Genomic DNA, 19874 nt, shown 5'->3' with positions numbered 1-19874 from the left:
TTTGTAATTCAGCTTGTGACTTAAACGCTGCTTTACCAATTTATACCATTGGCTACGTGCCACAAGGCATAAAACCTAACCCACGACCACAACTGACCATTAAAGGCAGGTGGCTGGAGCAGATAGGCTTTTATGTGGGCAGCCCTGTTATCATTAAGATTGAACAGGGCAAGTTGATTATAGAGATTGATTTACGAGTTTAAAAAACTATAACTTATAAATAATCTTTAATTCTTTTATATAAAAATTCATAAAAATTAGTAGCATAAAACTTACATTCAGCAGATGGGAACATAATGTATATTGGACATTCCCCATTATCAAATTTAGTATAATCAAAATAATACACATCACCAAAATCTGTTTGGCTAACAACAAGTTGTGTGTTTTTTATAATGTTATTTTTCATATCAATGATATGATGATAAACAATATCCCCACCATTAACCGATTCAAAATCTAATCCGTAAATGCTGTATATTTCCTCTCCACATATTTCACCACCACGGTATTCACGTAAAAACCATTTATAAGAAGTAGTTAAAGGAAAACCTAAATATTTTTCAGCTTTTAAAATCCATGATTCATCAACCGCATCTTCCGGAGTACCAAAATTAACTATATTTTCGTTTTTATTGATGAATTCAATTAGTACATTTTTTGTTATTTCATTCATAATTTTTACCTATATGTTTTTGCTCTTTCGATCCAATATTGAGTTTTCCATTTATTGAACTCACCTCTATTAATTCCCGAAGGAATAGTATTAGGATTAACATGAATCACAGTTTTATTTTGTTGATGAAATGTTTGCGTAACTTCAGCAATAGCTCCATTTTTATTTTGTGTCATATGGTGTAAATTAATCGGATTTCCATCATGACCAATAGGTGCTCGACCAGATGCCATTCTTTCTAAATTTGTTCCTTCAATTATTTTCCCTTTATCTGTCCAAGTTGTCATCAAATTCGGATCAAACAAATCATTACGTTGATAAACCTTATTACCATTAAACTCTATAGGATCTTTGCTCCAATATTTTCGCTCTTGCCCAAAATATTTTGCTGCATCAGCCTGTGTTGCACTATTCGTTCCCTTTCCAGCATTCTCCAAGCCTTTCTCATTTACTACAACCTTATTTGTAGCGGAAGATCCTTTGGTGACAATATTTGTTTCAGGTGTTTTATTAAGAAACTCTTTTAGTTTTTTAGCTAGTCCAGGCGTAAGTTCTCCACTTTTTTCCATTGCCATTAACGCTGATAGTTCTTTTAATTGCGCTTTAGATAATGACTTAGCCAATTCAGCCGCACTCATTCCCAACCCAGCAGCAGGCATTGCTTCTGCGCCAATAGTTTCCATCACCCAAATTGCTACTTGATTTGCGCATAATACTGGATTAACGGAACAAGCAGCCATTCCCGCTTCTGCTGCTGCAATAGCGGCTGGAGCTACAATAAGCGTTCCCAAAACTATTACTTGTAGCGTACCACCTTCTATTATCATTTCATTATAACTATCTATTCCCTCCTTGATAACCTGCTGTTCACAGGCTTTATCTCCGTTACATACCGCTTCTGCGGCTTTAACCATAGCTAAACCAACATTAACGTAATTATTCTCAACTGCATTTTTACTGCTGCTAATAGCTGCACTAGCATCGCCAATATTACCACCGCCGGCAGCTACCGCAAGGCCGGAGGCTAGTTGAGATAGTGCACTTATGGTTTCTTTTTCCTCTTCGGTTAAATCTTTGACTTCTTTGCCATACAGTTGTTTGCGGATGATATCTGCTGCTATTTCTCCGACCACAGCACCAGCTCCACCGGCAAGTCCTGAGTTACCTTGTAGTTCCGCAACCACTGCGCCGAGTATGGAATGCGCAATTAACCTTGCAGCTTCATTATCGCCTGTATGCAGTTTTATCTGCTCCGCTAACCATGGAGCACTGGCGCCAGCAAGGCCACCAGCAATATCGCCAGTGATAATGCTGGTAATAATTGCTACGGCTGAGTCAACCCCTTTACTAAAGTCATTGCCCATTTTACCATCTTTTGAGTCTTTACCGGCATCTTTATGAATGGTGCGTTCAAGCTCTTTAACCTGTGACGCTAACTCTTGTAAGCTAGTGACAATGTTTTGTTTGGTCTGTTCATCCTCTTTATTAAAGATAGGTTTGAGCTTACTATGGGCATTTTCGGTATCACGACTAAGTTCATTAATATCTTGTGTTTGCTTATCTTGGTCACGAATGATTAACTCACCGTCACTGATTGCCGAGTGCGTAATATTCGAGGCTTCATCGTTATGGTCATAAACGGTTGGTTGGCCACTAGTCGGTGAAAAACCACCACTACCAGGTCCTTTACTTACCCCAATAGAGCCCGAGGCGCTACTGACATCATATTCGGCTTTGTTTTTAATATCAGTAAAGCCAATAGTGCCGGTATCTAAGCGATTTTTTGACCGGTCAGCTTCAGAGGCTATCACCGCACCATTTAGTTGGGTATGTTCACCCACAGTAATATCATAACCACCACTACCAGCAAATATGCCCGATTGCTCGTTAACCGATTCATAATTACTCTTCATCCGGTCTTGAGCAAAATTAGCACTCGCACTACTTGCACCATAGCAAAATGGCGGTACACAGATGCTGGCACTTGCACCAACACTGGTGTGTTTAGCATCATATTTTTCTTTATCTTGTTCACTACTGATGGTTAAGTGACGACCTATATCGGCAATGACTTGCTCACCAGACAGCTCCGCGCCCGTTAAAATAACATCTCGACCACTCTGGATGTTAAGTGTATTACTGGCGGTGATGGTGCTGTTGTGATTGATATCACTGGTACCGTTTTCTTTACCTTTGGATTGACTGGCGGCTAACTCAATTGAAAAACCATTTTGCCCGCCCACTAATCCAAAGCCGACACCAACACCATAGTGACTGCCAGAATCCGTGCTTTTCAATTTTTCAGTGCTGTTTGCTGAGTCAAATTTGATATCATTACCCGCATTGAGATTGACATCTTTACCTATAATTTTAACGCCTTTGCCTTCAATATTTTCTTTTGCATTGATATTCACATTTTGACCAGCATGAATAACCGTACCGGCTTGAGTATGACTGTTATACTCTGTTTTTTGTTTTGAATTATCAGCGGTTATGCTTGCGTTGACTTTAATCAAAGAAGAGCCACCACCATTAGCATTACTCTCCGCGTTTGCTGTTGGTTGATTTACTTCTACCGGTGCATCGGACATATTTAAATCAGCTTGTGCCGCATTTACACCGGCTTGTGCCATATAAATAGCGGCTAAACGTTTATCTTCCTTATTTTCAATCGCTTTTGCTGCTTTTTCAATTGACTGTGCTGCGGTGACCGCATAACCAGAGGCCGAGACTGTTACTCCATATTGTTTATTTTGAGTCTCTACTTTTTGGTAAATATTGTCCTCACTGGTTTCCATAATGACATTTTTACCCGTTAAGTTTACTGATTTACCAGCGGTAATATCGACACCCGCTAGTTTGACGTCATCACCAGCAATAACATTGATATTGCCTTTAGCACTGTTTAGTCCACTACGGATATTGCTTTGTGTTGCTTTATCTTCTAATTCTTTATAACGGGAGTGTTGGTAGCCAACTGTACCACTGTAGCCATTGCCATTTAATTCACCTACGACTTTATTGTAACCTTTACTTTCACTATGTGATTGATTCGTACTAGCACCAATATCAATATTGCCTTTTTCCGCACGTAAGTTGATATCATCTTGAGTATTTAATAGGCTACCTTTAATGTCGATGTTGCCTTCATGGCTATTGATGGCAATGTTATTTGCCGTGAGCGTGGAGGCATTTTGACCCACTACATCACTATTACTTCGATTCCCTGAGCTTTCACTACCAAATGGTAAGATGCTTGCACCATGATTTGGGCTACCATTGATAAATCGTACTGATGAGCCCGCCGTTGGTCCAGCCGTCGTTGCACTCCAGTTTTTACTTTTAGTTTTACTGTATTCCGATTGTTTATCGGTAGCAGTTTCAATAATGACGTGACGATTAGCATCAATAATGATGGCTTCACCGGCGGTTAAGTCACTTCCACTAATGACGACATCGCCATGCGTTAATTGTCCTTGTGCATCCCTTTCCTGACTATTAGTGGCATGAAGTTGTATATTGCCAGCTGCAGTTAATGTGCTACCGTTACTATATTCACCGTGTAAACTTGATTCACTTTTCGTTGACGATTTATGGTATGAAATTGGGGATGAGGCTGGGTTACCTATATCCATAGCTAATGCAGCCAGTTCACCGGTAAATTGTTTCGCTTTTTCAACCTTATTACCTGAGGATTTGAAAATATCATGAATATTTTGCACACTCTCAGTTATTGGATTACTAAACGAAATACCAACACCCGAAGATTTTGATTTGAAAGTCTGTTTTCTATCAACAATATCATGGCCAGGGATAATCGAAATATCTTCACCACTGATGTCTATATGACCTGTGGCGCGTTTATCATCACCTTCTGCTCGACCGGCAATAATGTCACTGCCACTAATGGTTACTTGTTTATTGGCCGAGATAATCACATTACCACCGGAGGTACCGACTAAACTGCCTGCTTGAGATTGATTAACTTCATTAGAGGTTGAGGTAGCCTTGGTTGATTGCGAACCAACACTTATTCCTTTTGAACTTGTTGATACTCCAGATGTTTTTGTTTTTTGTTTCTCATAGCGGTAATAAGTTTCTTCTGCCGCTTCAATATTTACATTATTACCCGCATTGAGGTAGACATCTTGCGCCCCTATTACCATGCTGCCCGATATATCTAAATCATGCCCTGCTTTTATTGTTACACTATTGGCACTTAGTTCACTTCCTTTAGAAGTATTATTATCTATTACTGTATGTGAACTACTTTTTGTTTTACTCAAAAAGCCTTTAGATTTACTTTTATGAAATTCATCTAAATCAAAGTGCTCTTTTGAAGCTTCTATACTGATATCATTTCCTGCTTGTAAACCAAGGTGATTACCGGTAGCAATGTCTACGGTTTTAGCTGTTATATCGTTACCAGCAGTTAACTGAACATTATTAGCCGCTGTAATTTGTGTACCTACAACGCTTTTTTCGTTTGTTCTGCGATAATCTTTTTTACTGGTAATATCAAATTTTTCTTCCAGCTCTGCGGTAGTAAAGCCTATGTTATGGCCAGCTTGTAACCAAGTGTTACCTTCGTTGCCATTATTGACAATATAACCGGCTTTTGCATTAATATCGTGACCGGCATCAATCACAATATTGCCATTATTCACCAAAATCGTACTGGCCTGATCAATATTGGTCAGCCGATTTCGATCGCGGGTTTGGGTACGCGTGCTTGATAATAAATTAATATCGTTATCGGCTGATAAATAAACTAATTTGTCACCAAATAGGTGACCCAAATTGGTAATATCATTTTCGGCTTCAATTTGAATTCGGTCACCATAGATGGTCCCTTTGTTAGTGACATCATGGCCTTGTAATAACGCATCTTGTTTGGCGGCAATTAAGCCGGTGTTATTGAGTTGTTCACCTTTAACAAAAATATTGTCACCCGCAATTAATGCGCCATCAGTACCTAATTGAGGTCGGTTAACCATATAGACTTGTGGTACAAGTACCTCAGTTGGTTGACCATTTACCATAATGCTTTTTTTCACTAACAAGACGATATCGTTGGTTAATGCCCGCATTTGCTCGCCGGTTAATTCCACCCCAATTGCAATACCAAATTCTTTAGCAAAACTGATACCCGCATCCATTAATGCCTGATATTGTTCCATATCAGATTTATAGCCGTGCAAGTAACGGTGACCGGTTAAGCCAACAATTTGTTGTTGAATAAGTTGTTGTTCATAGTAACCATCTCCTAACCGTTTTAATACTGAATCTGGGTTGCCACTTAGACGATTAATCATATAATCAGAACTTAACCATTTTTTACGGTTAGTAAAACGCGGATCGGTTTCAACAATATAATTTTTGTCAGTCTCTTTATTGACTATCCATAAGCTATTATCTGGTAAGGTTAAGTCCGGCTCATAAACACTAATGGTTTTCGATGGTGTTATGTCATTGCCGGCTTCAGGTAGTGTCGATTCATCAACGGCAGGGGGATTATTTTCCTGATGAGGTAAATCCTCTTCAATTGTTGTTGTCGGTTTTGGCAGAATCGACGTAATGGTGCCTGGTTGATGGTTGGCATCAGTTTTGATATGAGTTCTATCTGATTGATTTGAATTAATGGCAATACTTTGTGCTGAAACCACTTTAGCTTGTTGGGTCAGTGTATCATTGACGGTTTTATCCACCGCAACTTGGTTATGTTTGTTTTCAACATTCACTTCACTGCGTGGTTGCTCAGTCAATGATGTTTTTTCAACAATTTGATGGTCGACAATATTTTTATTTAATGCATTATCAACGAAAATTTCATCGGCTTTATTATATTCACCTTGATAGTAACAGCCATATTTGTCCTGCTTATGCCTTTTATGTAGATAAATACTTCCTGAATACACATATTTAGAGACTGCTTCTTGAGCATGATTATTAAGTTGGGTTGCATTAATATTGACCGTGTTACCCGCAACTATTTTACTGTCTTGATTATTAATGGTTTGTCCGTGAATAATCACATTACCCGCAGCACTGATTTTACTTGGATCTGTCTCTAAAATAACGGTACGGTATTTATGTTTAATGACATTAAATTCCCATGAGTCGGCAACACCATTAATCCCTTTTGATGGAACACTCATTCGTTGTAAACTACCCGAATGCCGTAAATGCTCAGGAATATCATTCCACCAATAAAAACATCGTTTATGGCTTGCACCACTTTGACAAGCTATACCGGGCATACGTTTTCTATGGATACGATATGTCACTTCATTAGGTGAATATTTAGCTTGACCATCCCCGTTTGAAGTTTGGAAGTAGGTTTCGGTTTCAGGTGGCTCATCCGTTGGGCGCATTTCAGTAACAATATGATCATTCATATTATTAAGTTCATTAGTCGCTATATATAAATCACCCTGTGCTTCAATCGTGGCTGAGTGGTTATTAATTTGCTTGGCAGAGCCAGTCACACTCCAGTTTTCATCCAGTTCACCGCCAATCACAAAATTACCTAAACTAAGTAATTGGGCATGGGCATAGTTATTTAACGTACCCACACCTAAATGGAAATTTTGTCGAGCTGCAATGACCGGAGCCATGTTATTGTTTGCCAGATTATTTAATATATTGGCATGAATAGCTAAGTTATCTGCATAAATTCGGCCACCGGCTAAATTATCTAATTGATGGGTTCGCATCACCGCCGTTGTTGCATCAATTAAGCCATGGTTGGTCACGTTTTGGTGTTTTAATGAGAGATACTCAGCACTAATTTCAGCGTGTTGTTCATTGGTTAACTGCTGGCTTTCTAAGGAAACTTGTTGACCTGCAGTAATTTTATTTTTATTAACAATATCTTTTTGTGTGCGAATCGCTAAATGCCCATTTGCAGACAATTCACTTTCATTAATAAAACTGTCTTGTAAATCCAGTGATAAATTATTTTGGCTTTTCATGGTGCCATCACCACGATATGCTTTAGTTTTTAAATAGATATCATTGGCCAGTAATTGCCCTTGCGTGTTATCAAAGTCTTGGGCATTGATTATCAGATTTTGATTGGCGGTTAATTTGGCTTGTTGGTTGTTTAAATCATCAATTTCAAGCACGATATTATTGGCCTGATATTCAGATGCTTGATTATCAAGTGAGTTTGCTTTGATATCTATCAGTCCATTGGTTTTTAATGTCGCCGATTGATTTATCACATTTGCTGATTTTAAAACTATACCCTTATTAGAGAGTAAGTTAGCCTGTGAATTGTCGATATGATGGGTTGATTGAATATCTATCAACCCATTTGCGGTGAACTGTGCTTCACGGTTATCTAAACTCTCAGTGGCTTTTAGTTTGATATCGTTTTCCGATAATATTGTCGCTTGCTGATTATTTTGCTCAGTTGCGTCAATCGTGATATTGCCTTTAGCCTGTAATTCGGCATGTTGATTGTTTAACTGGTCAGTATGAATATTCAAGGCTTTTTCAGCAATCATTTTAGCATGTTGATTATCCATGCTCTGGGTGTCGATTGTTAAATCCCCTTTAGAATAAAGCTGCGCTTGCTGATTATTCAGGTTTTGGCTGGTGATATTAAGCCCTTTATCACCCGCGAGCAGTAATGCTGACGCATTATTTAGCTGATCGGCTTTTAACACTATTTGTGATTGGGATTGAAGTGCTGCTTTGGTATTATTCAGTGTGTTGGCATGGATCTGAATATCCTTTTCAGCAACAAAAATAGCTTGATTATTATCAATGTTTTGACTGTTAATCGTAATTTCATCCGCTGCTTTAATCACCCCTTCACGGTTAATTAAGTGATTTGCCGCTATGATAACAGATTGGTCACTAAATAATTTTGCTTGGCTGTTATCTAGATCATCAGCATCAATGGCTATAGTTTCTTTTGCACTAAGCACGGCATGCTGATTGTCAATTTGCTTAGCATGGATATTGAGTGATTGATGACTGGCTAATTGAGCAGCTGTATTGGCTAACTGCTGCGCATTAATGCTGATGGCTTTTTTAGCTATCCATTTAGCTTTATTATTGTTAAGTGTTATGGCGCTGACGTTGATATCCCCCTCTGCGCCTATTTCACTCTCAGTTGTATCTATCGTGTCAGCGTGTATGGTGATGCTCTTGGTCACTGATGAGTGAGGCTTTATCATTCTTTACGGTTTGTGCGGTAATATCAATATTACCTAAACTGTAAATGTCTGATGCTGAGCTATTAAGTGTGTTGGCATTAAGCTGCATATTTTTTAGTGACGTTAGCTGTGCCTCTTGCATCGACAACGTTTGTTCACCGACAATGTGCATGTTACCTTTACTGGCAATTTTTGCTTTATTAAGCGAGGCATCTTGGCTATTAAGATTGAAATCCCCTTCAGTGAGATAATCCGCTTCATCACTGGCTAATGAATCGGTTTGGATATCAATGCCTTGCTTCGCTTTAATTTCACTCTTTTCATTATTAATAATGTTACTTGTAACGTTTATTTTACCACCAGTAAAAAATGTACTATGTTGGTTATCAAGATGCTGAGCATTGATAGCGATAGATTGATTACTGGATAACTGGGCATGAGTATTACTTATCACATTAGCATGAATATCAATGTCATTTTCAGTGATAAGTTTGGTGTTATCATTAAATAATTGATTATTGGCATTAATAGTTATGCCGTCTTTAGTCTGAATCTGCGCTGAGGTATTATCAATATCTGTTGCATTAATAATCAGACGACCATCAGTTAATAATACCGTCTCTTGATTATTAAATTGTGTAGCATCAATATCAATATTTTGTTTGGCTTCAAGGATCGACTTTTGATTATTAAACTGATTTGCAAACAGTGAGATAGTACTTTCACTTAACCAATTTGAATGTTGGTTATTCAGTGTTGTTACGTCTATATGCATACCCGATTTTGCATACATCTTTGATTCTGCCGTATCGGCTTGCTCGGTTTTAATCTTTAATTGTTGATTGGTAACAAGCTGTGCTCGATTAAATGCCACAAAGGCTAATGCATTAATGATTATATCTTTTGCGGACTTAATAATGGCATCATCCGCATGAATATTGGCAGCAGTAATTGCAATTTGGCCATTAGAGAGGAGTTCACTTTCGTTTAATTGTTGATGTTGCCCTTTTAATGTAATATCACCTTTCGAACCGACATAGGCCTGATTTAAATCGATTTTATCACTATTAATTTCAATTTGCTGGTCTGAATATAACGTTGCTGATTGGCCATCAAACTGTTCACTGGCCGTTAATTTAAGGGCTTGCTCGGCTTGTAATACGCTATTTTCACTGGCTAATTGTTTGCTATTAATAGTTAATGACTTGCCTGAAATTAAATCGCCATCATTGTTATTTATTGTTAGCGCCCGTATCGCTAATTCACCTTTTGATACAATGAGGCTTGATTGATTATCAAATAAACCTGTTATATTGATGGTGGTGTTATGACCACTTTGCCATTTTGCGTTGATATTTTGTAATTTATCACCAGTAAAGATTAAATCTTGACCACTGACTAAGACGGTATCGTTGTTATTTAAATGCGTAAATAGATAATTAATCGAACCCGTTGCTTTTAATTGACTTGATTGGTTGTCAATGTCCTCAGCTTTAACATTGATATCCTTGTCAGCAATCCAACGTGATTGTTTATTCTGTAGTGTTTTAGCGGCAACATCAAGATAACCTAATGCACTGATTTGTGAATAATTTAACACTAAATGATTCGCCTTTAGTGATAACGCATCAGTGGTCAGTAGTTTAAGATATTGTGCATAAAGGTTATTGGCATTGATATGAATTGACTTCTTCGCTTGTAAATCCGCTTGGTTAGCCGATAAATTTTGTGCCTTAATCTTTAGGTCCTGTTCAGTGATAATTTCAAGCTCATCAGCATTGATGTTGCCAGCGGAAACAGTGATAGCATCTTTAGCACTTAACGCGGCTTTTTGCATATCTATATCATCGGCATCAATGGTCAATTTGCCATACGTTAAGATGTTAGCAGCTTGACTTTGCACATGATTTGCCTTCACTGCAACATCTTCGTCAGCAATGAATGTGCCATTGTTATTGGTTAATGTCTCGGTTGATACGGCAATCCCTTTTTTGGTTTGCAATGTGGCGTTGGAGGTATCAATTGATACGGTATGATTTAAATTGAGTTGTTGCTCAGTTTGTAAATGTGCTGATTTAATCGAAAGTTGGTCACCAATCAGATTTATCTCATTGGCATACGTTTGGCTATCATCAAGATTAATGGCTTGCTTGGCCTTTAATGATAATTTGTCACCGGCTTTATTTTGACCGTTTAAGGCAATGACATTAGCATCGGCGTTAATATTACCTGATTGCGTCAGTTTACCTTGTGTATCAATACCCGCAATGATGGCACTCTTTTGCTGACTATGGATGTTATTGGCACTAAGTTTTATATCTTTTTGTGCAATTAACGTTCCATCATTATTAATGGTTTTACCACTATTGAGTTTAATATTTTGTTTACTGTAAATTTGTTTTTGATTATCAATATTATCTCGGCTACTGATTTGAATATCTTTTGTCGCCTGTATCGCTCCGCGGTTAGTTATTTTACCCTCGGCACTAATGCTAATATTGTTGATGCTGGCACCTAATTCACCTGCATTATGTACACCGACCCCTTTTTCGGTGCCCACCATGCGTATTGAGCCAGCATACATCCCGCCAAATTGCGAGACATCAATAGATACCTCAGGTCTTTCACTTGAATTAGTATCATCTAAAGGCTCAACGGTTTGGCTGTCTTGGCTAACCTTATTTTTCCCCGTTACCACATTAAGCTCATTTGCCCAAATAGCTGAGTTGACTGATACTGTATGGGAAATTAAATCGGTATAGCTTTGCTCTGAACTATCTAATCCTTTTCCGGTGACCGTAATCTTACCTTGCTCAACCTGATAACCGGTTAAGTCACCATTTTGTAGAATAGGTTTACCTGTCGTGAGCGTTGAGCGACTGGCATTAATAAAGCCACAACCATTACAGGTAATGCCTGAGGGGTTGGCAATGATAACTTGCGCCTTTTGACCGGCGACTTCAAGTACACCATTAAGTTGACTTGGGTTACGAGAATTGACCTCATTTAAAATGATTTTAGCCGGTCCACTGTTTTTTAAAAATTCATTACCTTGTACATGACCCGCAATTTGAGTTTGACTGATTTTACTGCTGTTGTTTAATATCGCCCCTTGCTGTGCAACATCAAATTGCTGATATTTATTGTGAGAAACCCCTTTTTTGTTTGGCGTTTGAATATTGACTTGTGTAATACCGTTAGCGGTATTAATCACTTGCGGTTGTTGATGTTTCGCGGCTTGTTTATCGGCAACAATATCGCTGGCACCATAAACAGGTGAACAGAGGGTGACAAAACCTAACGAGAGAGATACGAATAAGGTTATCGGTTTAAGTGTGTAAAAAAGTGATTTGAGTGCCGGTAGTTTTTCATCCGTAGCTGTTTTTTCTTTACCACCTGAAGTTTTAGCGATTTCCGCTACCACCATTTGTAAACCACGCTTTTTATTAAAAATAACTCGATATAACTTCTTATTCATCATCTATTCCTTACTTAATACTGCTTATTCTTGTTTTAGATTGACTACGGTACAACGTTAGGACTTGCTTTTGTTTGTATTTATTGCTTCGTATGACTAAATAATAATTTTAATAGTTCCAGTTAACATTAAAGCCCAATGTTAATGGGTTGGTTTTAAAACCTTTGGGTTTGCGGATTGGTTTACCGGCAAAGAAATCATAATAAAAACCATAATTATTTCCACGAATACCAACCACGCCACCGGTTAAGTGTCGACCTAGTAGGGACTCACTTTTAGCACCCGACACTTCACCCGTATCGATACCTAAATATGGTTCATGATTAAATGGCCCTTGCCAGGAAAGTTCATTACGCAAGTACCATCCACGGTCTGCTTTTAATGTTAATTCCCCATCAAAACCACGTACAGACCAACGGCCACCAATTGAAAATTGGTCTGGTGAAGTTAAGTCATCGCCACGGGTATATTGGCCTTGATAGTCTAAACGATAGCGAAACGACTGCTCTTTCACTTTAAATGGCACATTGGCGGAGAAATTAACCAGAAAAATATTTGACAATGCACTGCTGGTATCTTCAGGATTGTCTTCTTCGGGGGCTTTTTTGGCGTTAAACCAACGAACCCCTTTTTGATAGCTAACACCCACATCTAAAGTCATATCGTCAATATAATGTCGATGTTGTAACCCTAATTGCCAATGCGTAGTTTTACGTTGTTCGTTCTCTATTTCAGTGTCATTAATATAGTTATGGGATTCACGAAGGGTTATGCCATAACTTAAGGTTGTTTTTTGTGATTCATTACGATGAATTACTCGGCTGATTTGTACATTAGCATTGCGGCTGCGACCACTATACTCAAAATTCTCATTTTGACCGGCTATCGTTTGATGGTATTTATTGCCGGATAATGATGCGCTCAGTAACCAATAGCCATAAGGGATAGAATAAGATAAAAGGAAGTTACGTGAGCCATATTTTCCTTTACCATTAATATCATGACCACCGGAGACATAAAACGCATCGCTTAAGGATAATAGATTGTCTAAATATAAAGTCGCACCAGCTTGGTCTCGGCCAGTCGCTTTTGTTCCCGAATCATCAACCGATAACCCTAATCGCCACATTTTGCTTTGCTCTCGCGTGATAACCACATCACTTTCCCCTGCTTATCGCCCGGTACCAGTTTCATTTGACTGGAAACTGTCGGTAACCGCTGTAGGTTTTCCAGACCTTGTTCGATATCACGTAAGTTAAGAGGTTGATTTTCTCTTACTGGCATTGCGCTATACAATTGAGCATATTTATCACTATCATCACTGTAGTAGAGTTTTCGTACTTTTCCTTCCACTAATAATAGTTTTAATGTGCCTGACGTTAAATCTTGCTCAGGCGCCACCACGCGAGTGGTGATATATCCATAGCTAATTAAGCGGTCTTGTATTTTGGTCATCAATAAATTGACACCTTCTACACCTAAACAACGGTGCTCGGCTTGACGAGCCAGTTTATTGATAGGAATAAACCAAGGTAATTTATCTCGTTCTAATAATTGCACCTGATGAATATTGAAACAAAATGACTCTGTTGGAAAATGGATGTCACTTGTTTCATGAGTTGGTGGTAATAAATGGATGTCAGGTGCCGAAGGCGTTAATGTATCTTGAAGGGCTCTATCACGCTCTTGTTGGCGGATCAGTTGCTGATCACTCAGTTGTTGCGTTTTTGGCGGTGGTTCAGCTAACGCAACAAACGAGGGTATGATAATGGCACCCCAGGCAAATAAATGTTTTTTAATCGATAAATTTATCATATTAATTACAACATAACATCACATAAAAATAGACATAAAAACCATGCTAACAACAAAATACAGGAAGATCCACGCGTAAAACTGATATATATCAATTTATAATATCTTTTAATGATATATTCAATATCATTCGTATTGTTTATTTCAATTACTTATTCGATTAACCGCTCCTTTTTTTATAAACATCAGTAATAAATGTTTTGGGGGATTTTGCTTAAATCTTTAAATATATTTATTAGATTAATCAAGTAATTACTCTGATTTTATGTTTATTTTTAGTACAGAGTGGTTAGATGAGTAACAGTAAAATGACGAAGATATATTGATGATGAAACACCAAAAATATATTGTGACTAGTATTAATATGGCTAATTATTATTGCTAGTTATGTTTTTACTTGTATAAATATTGCTGATTCGACTAATTTTTTTATTTTAAGTTTTCCTCTATTAACAATGGCTGGCAAAGTAAGTATAAAACCTTTATACTATGTGGCAATTTTTAGTAATACTTGCTGTGTTGCTAAATCAACCCGTTCTTTAACATCATCAATTGGAAGAAAATTATGCATCCGATGCTGAATATTGCTATTCGTGCTGCTCGTAAAGCAGGTAATGTGGCCATTAAGGCTTATGAAAATCCAAGTTCAATCGAAATTGACACTAAAGGTGCTAACGATTTTGCTACTAACGCTGATCGTGCTGCTGAAGCCTTAATTATCGAAACGATCAAGAAAGCGTATCCTGATCATACTATTATTGCTGAAGAAAGTGGATTAGCTAAAGGTAATGATGCTGAAACGCAATGGATAATTGACCCAATTGATGGTACTACTAATTTTATTAAAAATATTCCTCATTTTGCTGTTTCGATTGCCGCTCGAGTTAAAGGTAAAACTGAAGTTGCTGTTGTGTATAATCCAATGAGTAATGAACTTTTTACTGCTGCACGAGGTAAAGGCGCACAACTAAATGGTTACCGTATCCGCGTAAGTAATGCTAAAGACTTAGATGGTAGTGTTTTGGCAATGGCTTTCCCTTTTAAAGCTAAACAACACAGCGATAGTTATTTTGCAGTGTTGCAAAAGCTATTTACTAAATGTGGTGATTTTCGTCGTACAGGTTCAGCAGCATTAGATTTAGCTTATGTCGCATCAGGGCGTTTAGATGGCTTTTTTGAAATCGGCTTAAAACCATGGGATATTGCTGCTGGTGAGCTGATTTTACGTGAAGCTGGTGGCGTGGTTACTGATTTTGCTGGCGGTAATAATTATATGGTTTCTGGTAACATAGTTGCAGGCAATCCAAGAATCGTTAAAGATCTGCTTGTTTCTACTCAAAATGATTGGCCAGAAAATTTGCGTAATTAATTTTACTTTCTTTATCTAAATGCAGGGCTGTCTTATCCCTGCATTTTGTCTTTATATCTTTTATCAAAAATATAAATTTGCTATTGGTTATTGTGGATCAGTTATTGCTGTCATGGAACAATTAACTTGTAAGCCTTGATTGTTTAAATAGTCACTACCCCAAATATACATCGATTCGAGAACAGGCCTGATACTTTTGCCAAAGTTGGTTAAAGAATATTCTACTTTAGGTGGTACAACGGGATAAACGTGTCGATGAATTAGGCCATTTGCTTCAAGTTCACGTAGCTGTTGGGTTAGCATTTTAGGTGTAGCAGTTGGAATTTCTTTCTGTAATTGTGAAAATCTTAAGGTGGTTTCGGTCATCAGTTTCCATAAAATGAGCGATTTATATTTACCACCAATCATATTAATTGTAGCATCAACTGGACAACAGGTGATAGGTTGATGTTCTTTTCCACAACAAGTGGTATTAATCGGATTATTTTTCACATTATTATCTCAATGGTATCTTTTTAGGTAGTATATATCAAAAAAGTGCATTCTTGTTAAAAGGATAATTAATATTAAAATAGCTATATAAATCACATCAAAAACCAAGGGAAACATCAAATGAAAACCATCGAATATAATTTTTTTGTGGAAGAGATGAGTTGCGCATCATGCGTTAGTCGTGTTGAAAAAGCATTAAAAAAGATTGATGGCGTGATTAATGTTAGTGTTAACCTTGCGACCGAAAAGGCAACAGTTGAAACCAATACTAATGTGCAATTAGAAGCCTTAATGGCAGCAGTCGATAAAGCTGGTTACCACGCCGTAAAGATTACTGAACCAGAAATTCATGCCCAAGATATGAGTAAACAAGCATCAATTTGGCCGATTATTATCTCTGTTATCTTAGCGATTCCTTTTGTGTTGCCGATGTTACTTGAACCGTTTGCTATTCATTGGATGATGCCCGCTTGGTTGCAATTAGTGATTGCTTCGATTGTGCAATTTGGTCTTGGCGCTAAATTTTATCGAAGTGGTTTTAATGCCGCCAAAGCATTATCAGGAAATATGGATTTGCTAGTTGCTATTGGTACCAGTGCTGCTTATGGATTGTCGCTTTATCAACTTATCATCGGTAATGATGATCATCTTTATTTTGAGTCGTCGGTTGTTATTATTACATTAATCTTAATTGGTAAATGGTTAGAGTCAAGAGCCAAACATCAAACGACTCAAGCGATTGAGGCACTTTCTGCACTTCGCCCTGAAGTTGCGTTAGTTCGACAAGGCGACCAAGAAGTGAGTTTACCGATAAGTCAAGTTAAGGTTGATGATGTGGTTGTGATTAAACCCGGTGAGCGAGTTCCTGTTGATGGTGTTGTTATTGAAGGCGCATCAAGTTGTGATGAATCTATGTTGACAGGAGAAAGTTTTCCCGTTAATAAAACCCCCAATAGTGTGGTAACCGGCGGCACTATTAATGGTGAAGGATTATTGATAGTAAAAACAACAGCGGTACAAGCTGATTCGACTTTGTCTAAGATTATCGCTATGGTCGAATCTGCTCAAGCTAAAAAAGCGCCCATTCAACGTATTGTCGATCGAATAAGTGCTATTTTTGTTCCTGTAATTTTAATCATTGCTCTGATTACTCTACTTGCATGGGGCTTTATTTCTCAAGATTGGCAACAAGCTTTGCTACATGCCGTTGCTGTGTTAGTCATTGCTTGCCCATGTGCATTGGGACTGGCGACACCAACGGCGATAATGGTTGGTACGGGTGTTGCTGCTCGCCATGGTATCTTAATTAAAGATGCTGAGGCACTTGAAACTTTACATAATGTTAATACGGTAGCGTTTGATAAAACAGGCACATTAACGGTGGGTAAACCAGAGTTAGTTGAATTAGATGTGATGGGCACTGAAACAGCCGATGAAATTGTTTCACTTGCTGCATCGATGCAAGCAGGTAGTGAACACCCATTAGCAAAAGCAACTTTAGCTAAGGCTAAATCGTATAACTATGCTCAGAATATTACTTCGGTTGCTGGTTCAGGTGTAATGGCAACGATTGATAATCATCAGTTTTATTTAGGCAGTTTACGTTGGATGAAATCGTTAAATGCTTATTTTGTGGATATGCAGGATAAAATTAATGAACTTACCCAAAAAGGCTATACAATCTCATTTTTAGCTAAACAGCAATCAGAAAATGGTGTTGTGATATTAGCTTTATTTGGTTTTGCTGATGTAATTAAACCAGAAGCAAAAAATGCCATTAATGCATTACATAAATTAAACGTAAATACAGTTATGTTAACTGGTGATAATCAACAAGCCGCTAATTATGTAGGGCAACAATTAAGTTTAGATAAAGTTATTGCTGATGTTTTACCGCAAGATAAAGCCAATTATATTTATCAATTACAAAAAGAAGACCAAAATATTAAAAGTAGTAATAGCAATCATAAAGTGGCAATGGTTGGTGATGGTATTAATGATGCACCTGCGTTAGCAGCTGCTGATATTGGTATTGCTATGGGAACAGGGACTGATGTCGCGATGCATGCAGCAAGTATAACGTTGATGCGTGGCAATCTATTTTTAATTGCCGATGCTATTGATATCTCTCGCCGAACCTATAATAAAATTAAGCAAAATTTATTTTGGGCTTTTTTCTATAATTTAATTGGCATTCCTCTTGCTGCCTTCGGCTTCTTAAATCCAATGATAGCCGGCGCTGCTATGGCACTTAGCAGTGTAAGTGTAGTGACTAATGCTTTATTGTTAAAACGTTGGCAAGCACGTTCTCGGTCAAAATAATTTATTTTGAACAAATGCTTTATGGTAATAAATTAATTTTAGATCAAGTAATTAATGCAAATATTGTCCCAAATTAATCGATTTTGGATCCTTTTTATCGCTCGGATCTAATAAGGGTAATATCTATAGTAGATTAGTGGTGAATATAATATAAATCAGAATGAAACTAATTGAAAAAACGATTAATTGGATAAGTATAAATATTTCACTATGCGAAGATTCAAATACTTGATTGAAAAAGCACCATCTTATAGGGTGTTTTTTCAATCGGCATTTTCAGATAAATTAAAGCCAAAAACCGGCAAAATTTTCCTATCGGAATAGCATCATGCTAAACAATGATAAATAGCATCTCTAATTTTTACTGGATAGTGTCCCAACATTCCTTCAATTGCGGTATTAGTCAAAATGACTACAGCTAATTCTTGTTGAGGATCATAAAACCAATTATGACCATACACACCGCCCCATTGAATAGTTCCTTTACTCTGTGGTGTTTGCGCTAAGATCGGGTCATCAAGCACCGCACCACCATAACCGAATCCCCATCCTGGCCCTTTTGTACCATATTCACTACTTATATAACACTTCGCCATTGTATCCATTAGTTTATTGTTACTTAAATCAGTATTTATTGAAGTTAATGATAACAGAAATTGCATAAAATCAGGGGCAGTACCAACCATACCAGCCCCACCTGAATGATAGGCTTTATGATTAAATATGCGTTTAGGATCATAAGAAACAATCCCGTTATTCGATGATTCATCTAATTGCATAAAATAAGGGCTTGGCATAGGTAATGGTTCCGGTAAAGCATTATAATAGTGAGTAACTAATTGATTATTATCTGGTATGGTAAAGCCGGTTTTTGCCATATTCAAAGGAATCGTTATGGTAGTTTTTATTATTTCTTCTAATGGTTGTTGAGTGACAGCAGTTAATACTCCACCTAGGACATCTAATGCCAATGAATAACACCAATTTGTTCCAGGAGCAAAAAGAAGAGGAGCTTTTGATAATCGATGAAGATTTTCATCTAAATCAGTTGCTATTTGATCAAAGCCGTCTGAAATCTGTAATGTATTATAAATGCCTTCACCATGAGGTTCGCAAAAACGATATTTTAGTCCCGCACTATGGGTTAATAAGTGATGCAAAGTAATAACTGGTTGCTGGCCATTTTCTAGTTTTGGAGTGAAATAAGGTAGATAATCAGTAACAGGCGAATCCAATTTTAGTAGCCCTTTTTCTGCTAAACATAATGCGGCTGCACTAACTATCGGTTTGGTAACGGATGAAAGCAAAAATTGTGAGTCAACTTGCATGGTTGATTTTTGTTCTTTATCAGCATAGCCGGATGCTTGTTGATAGATTATTTGTCCCTCTTTAGCAACCATAACAACAGATCCAACTATATGTTTTTTATCTATCGCATATTGATTCACTTTATTGATTGCTTGTCCAACATTTGCAGAAAAACAACTAACTTTCATTTTTGTCTTAACTCTTGATTGATTATTATTTCACCTAATAGTATATGTTTTTTTGTAA

10 protein-coding genes are annotated in these 19874 nt (G+C 37.5%); 3 read left to right on the top strand and 7 right to left on the bottom strand.

Annotated features, from left to right (window positions below):
* Positions 1–56 precede the first annotated feature (56 nt).
* Complete coding sequence (locus tag RAM17_RS12480; RefSeq protein ID WP_372339530.1) at positions 57–203, top strand: SymE family type I addiction module toxin; 147 nt, start codon at positions 57–59, stop codon at positions 201–203.
* A gap of 11 nt (positions 204–214) precedes the next feature.
* On the opposite strand, the gene RAM17_RS00675 is transcribed toward RAM17_RS12480, so the two are convergent.
* From RAM17_RS00675 to RAM17_RS00655, 5 genes are all read right to left on the bottom strand, one after another.
* Positions 215–676, bottom strand: a complete 462-nt coding sequence (locus RAM17_RS00675) for an SMI1/KNR4 family protein (RefSeq protein WP_110446943.1) — start codon at positions 674–676, stop codon at positions 215–217.
* A gap of 5 nt (positions 677–681) precedes the next feature.
* Positions 682–8865, bottom strand: a complete 8184-nt coding sequence (locus RAM17_RS00670) for a hemagglutinin repeat-containing protein (protein WP_306240412.1) — start codon at positions 8863–8865, stop codon at positions 682–684.
* A complete protein-coding gene (locus tag RAM17_RS00665; RefSeq protein WP_306240410.1) occupies positions 8816–12322 on the bottom strand; it encodes a two-partner secretion domain-containing protein in 3507 nt (1168 codons plus the stop codon). The genes RAM17_RS00670 and RAM17_RS00665 overlap by 50 nt, the downstream gene beginning before the upstream one ends.
* 109 nt (positions 12323–12431) lie before the next feature.
* Positions 12432–13478 carry a ShlB/FhaC/HecB family hemolysin secretion/activation protein gene (locus RAM17_RS00660; protein WP_306240407.1) on the bottom strand — a complete coding sequence of 349 codons (1047 nt, stop codon included), beginning with the start codon at positions 13476–13478 and terminating at the stop codon, positions 12432–12434.
* Positions 13439–14137, bottom strand: coding sequence for a POTRA domain-containing protein (locus tag RAM17_RS00655; RefSeq protein ID WP_306240405.1), 699 nt, complete (start codon positions 14135–14137; stop codon positions 13439–13441). Before RAM17_RS00655 ends, RAM17_RS00660 begins: the two co-directional genes overlap by 40 nt.
* Positions 14138–14702: 565 nt before the next feature.
* Here RAM17_RS00655 and suhB point away from each other — a divergent pair.
* Positions 14703–15506: an inositol-1-monophosphatase gene (suhB, locus tag RAM17_RS00650; RefSeq protein ID WP_110446950.1), complete on the top strand. Its 804-nt coding sequence runs from the start codon at positions 14703–14705 to the stop codon at positions 15504–15506.
* An 87-nt stretch (positions 15507–15593) separates the two neighbouring features.
* Here the strand turns inward: suhB and RAM17_RS00645 are convergent, their stop codons facing one another.
* The gene (locus RAM17_RS00645; RefSeq protein WP_110447045.1) at positions 15594–15914 is read right to left on the bottom strand and encodes a winged helix-turn-helix transcriptional regulator; all 321 of its coding nucleotides are present in this window, start codon (positions 15912–15914) and stop codon (positions 15594–15596) included.
* Between the two features lie 204 nt (positions 15915–16118).
* Between RAM17_RS00645 and RAM17_RS00640 the strand changes: the two genes are divergently transcribed.
* Complete coding sequence (locus tag RAM17_RS00640) at positions 16119–18320, top strand: heavy metal translocating P-type ATPase (protein WP_110446951.1); 2202 nt, start codon at positions 16119–16121, stop codon at positions 18318–18320.
* A gap of 326 nt (positions 18321–18646) precedes the next feature.
* On the opposite strand, the gene RAM17_RS00635 is transcribed toward RAM17_RS00640, so the two are convergent.
* Entirely contained in the window at positions 18647–19816 is a 1170-nt protein-coding gene (locus RAM17_RS00635) for a serine hydrolase domain-containing protein (protein WP_110446952.1), read from the bottom strand.
* Positions 19817–19874 lie beyond the last annotated feature (58 nt).

This window comes from Gilliamella apis, assembly GCF_030758615.1.
GTDB lineage: Bacteria > Pseudomonadota > Gammaproteobacteria > Enterobacterales > Orbaceae > Gilliamella > Gilliamella apis_A.
This window is presented reverse-complemented; position numbering and strand designations above follow the sequence as displayed.

Bases quoted from the DNA above. Each gene is read 5' to 3' on its own strand.
- RAM17_RS00675 (WP_110446943.1), bottom strand. From the start codon at position 676: ATGAATGAAATAACAAAAAATGTACTAATTGAATTCATCAATAAAAAC.
- RAM17_RS00670 (WP_306240412.1), bottom strand. From the start codon at position 8,865: ATGATAAAGCCTCACTCATCAGTGACCAAGAGCATCACCATACACGCT.
- RAM17_RS00665 (WP_306240410.1), bottom strand. From the start codon at position 12,322: ATGAATAAGAAGTTATATCGAGTTATTTTTAATAAAAAGCGTGGTTTA.
- RAM17_RS00655 (WP_306240405.1), bottom strand. From the start codon at position 14,137: ATGATAAATTTATCGATTAAAAAACATTTATTTGCCTGGGGTGCCATT.
- suhB (WP_110446950.1), top strand. From the start codon at position 14,703: ATGCATCCGATGCTGAATATTGCTATTCGTGCTGCTCGTAAAGCAGGT.
- RAM17_RS00645 (WP_110447045.1), bottom strand. From the start codon at position 15,914: ATGATTGGTGGTAAATATAAATCGCTCATTTTATGGAAACTGATGACC.
- RAM17_RS00640 (WP_110446951.1), top strand. From the start codon at position 16,119: ATGAAAACCATCGAATATAATTTTTTTGTGGAAGAGATGAGTTGCGCA.
- RAM17_RS00635 (WP_110446952.1), bottom strand. From the start codon at position 19,816: ATGAAAGTTAGTTGTTTTTCTGCAAATGTTGGACAAGCAATCAATAAA.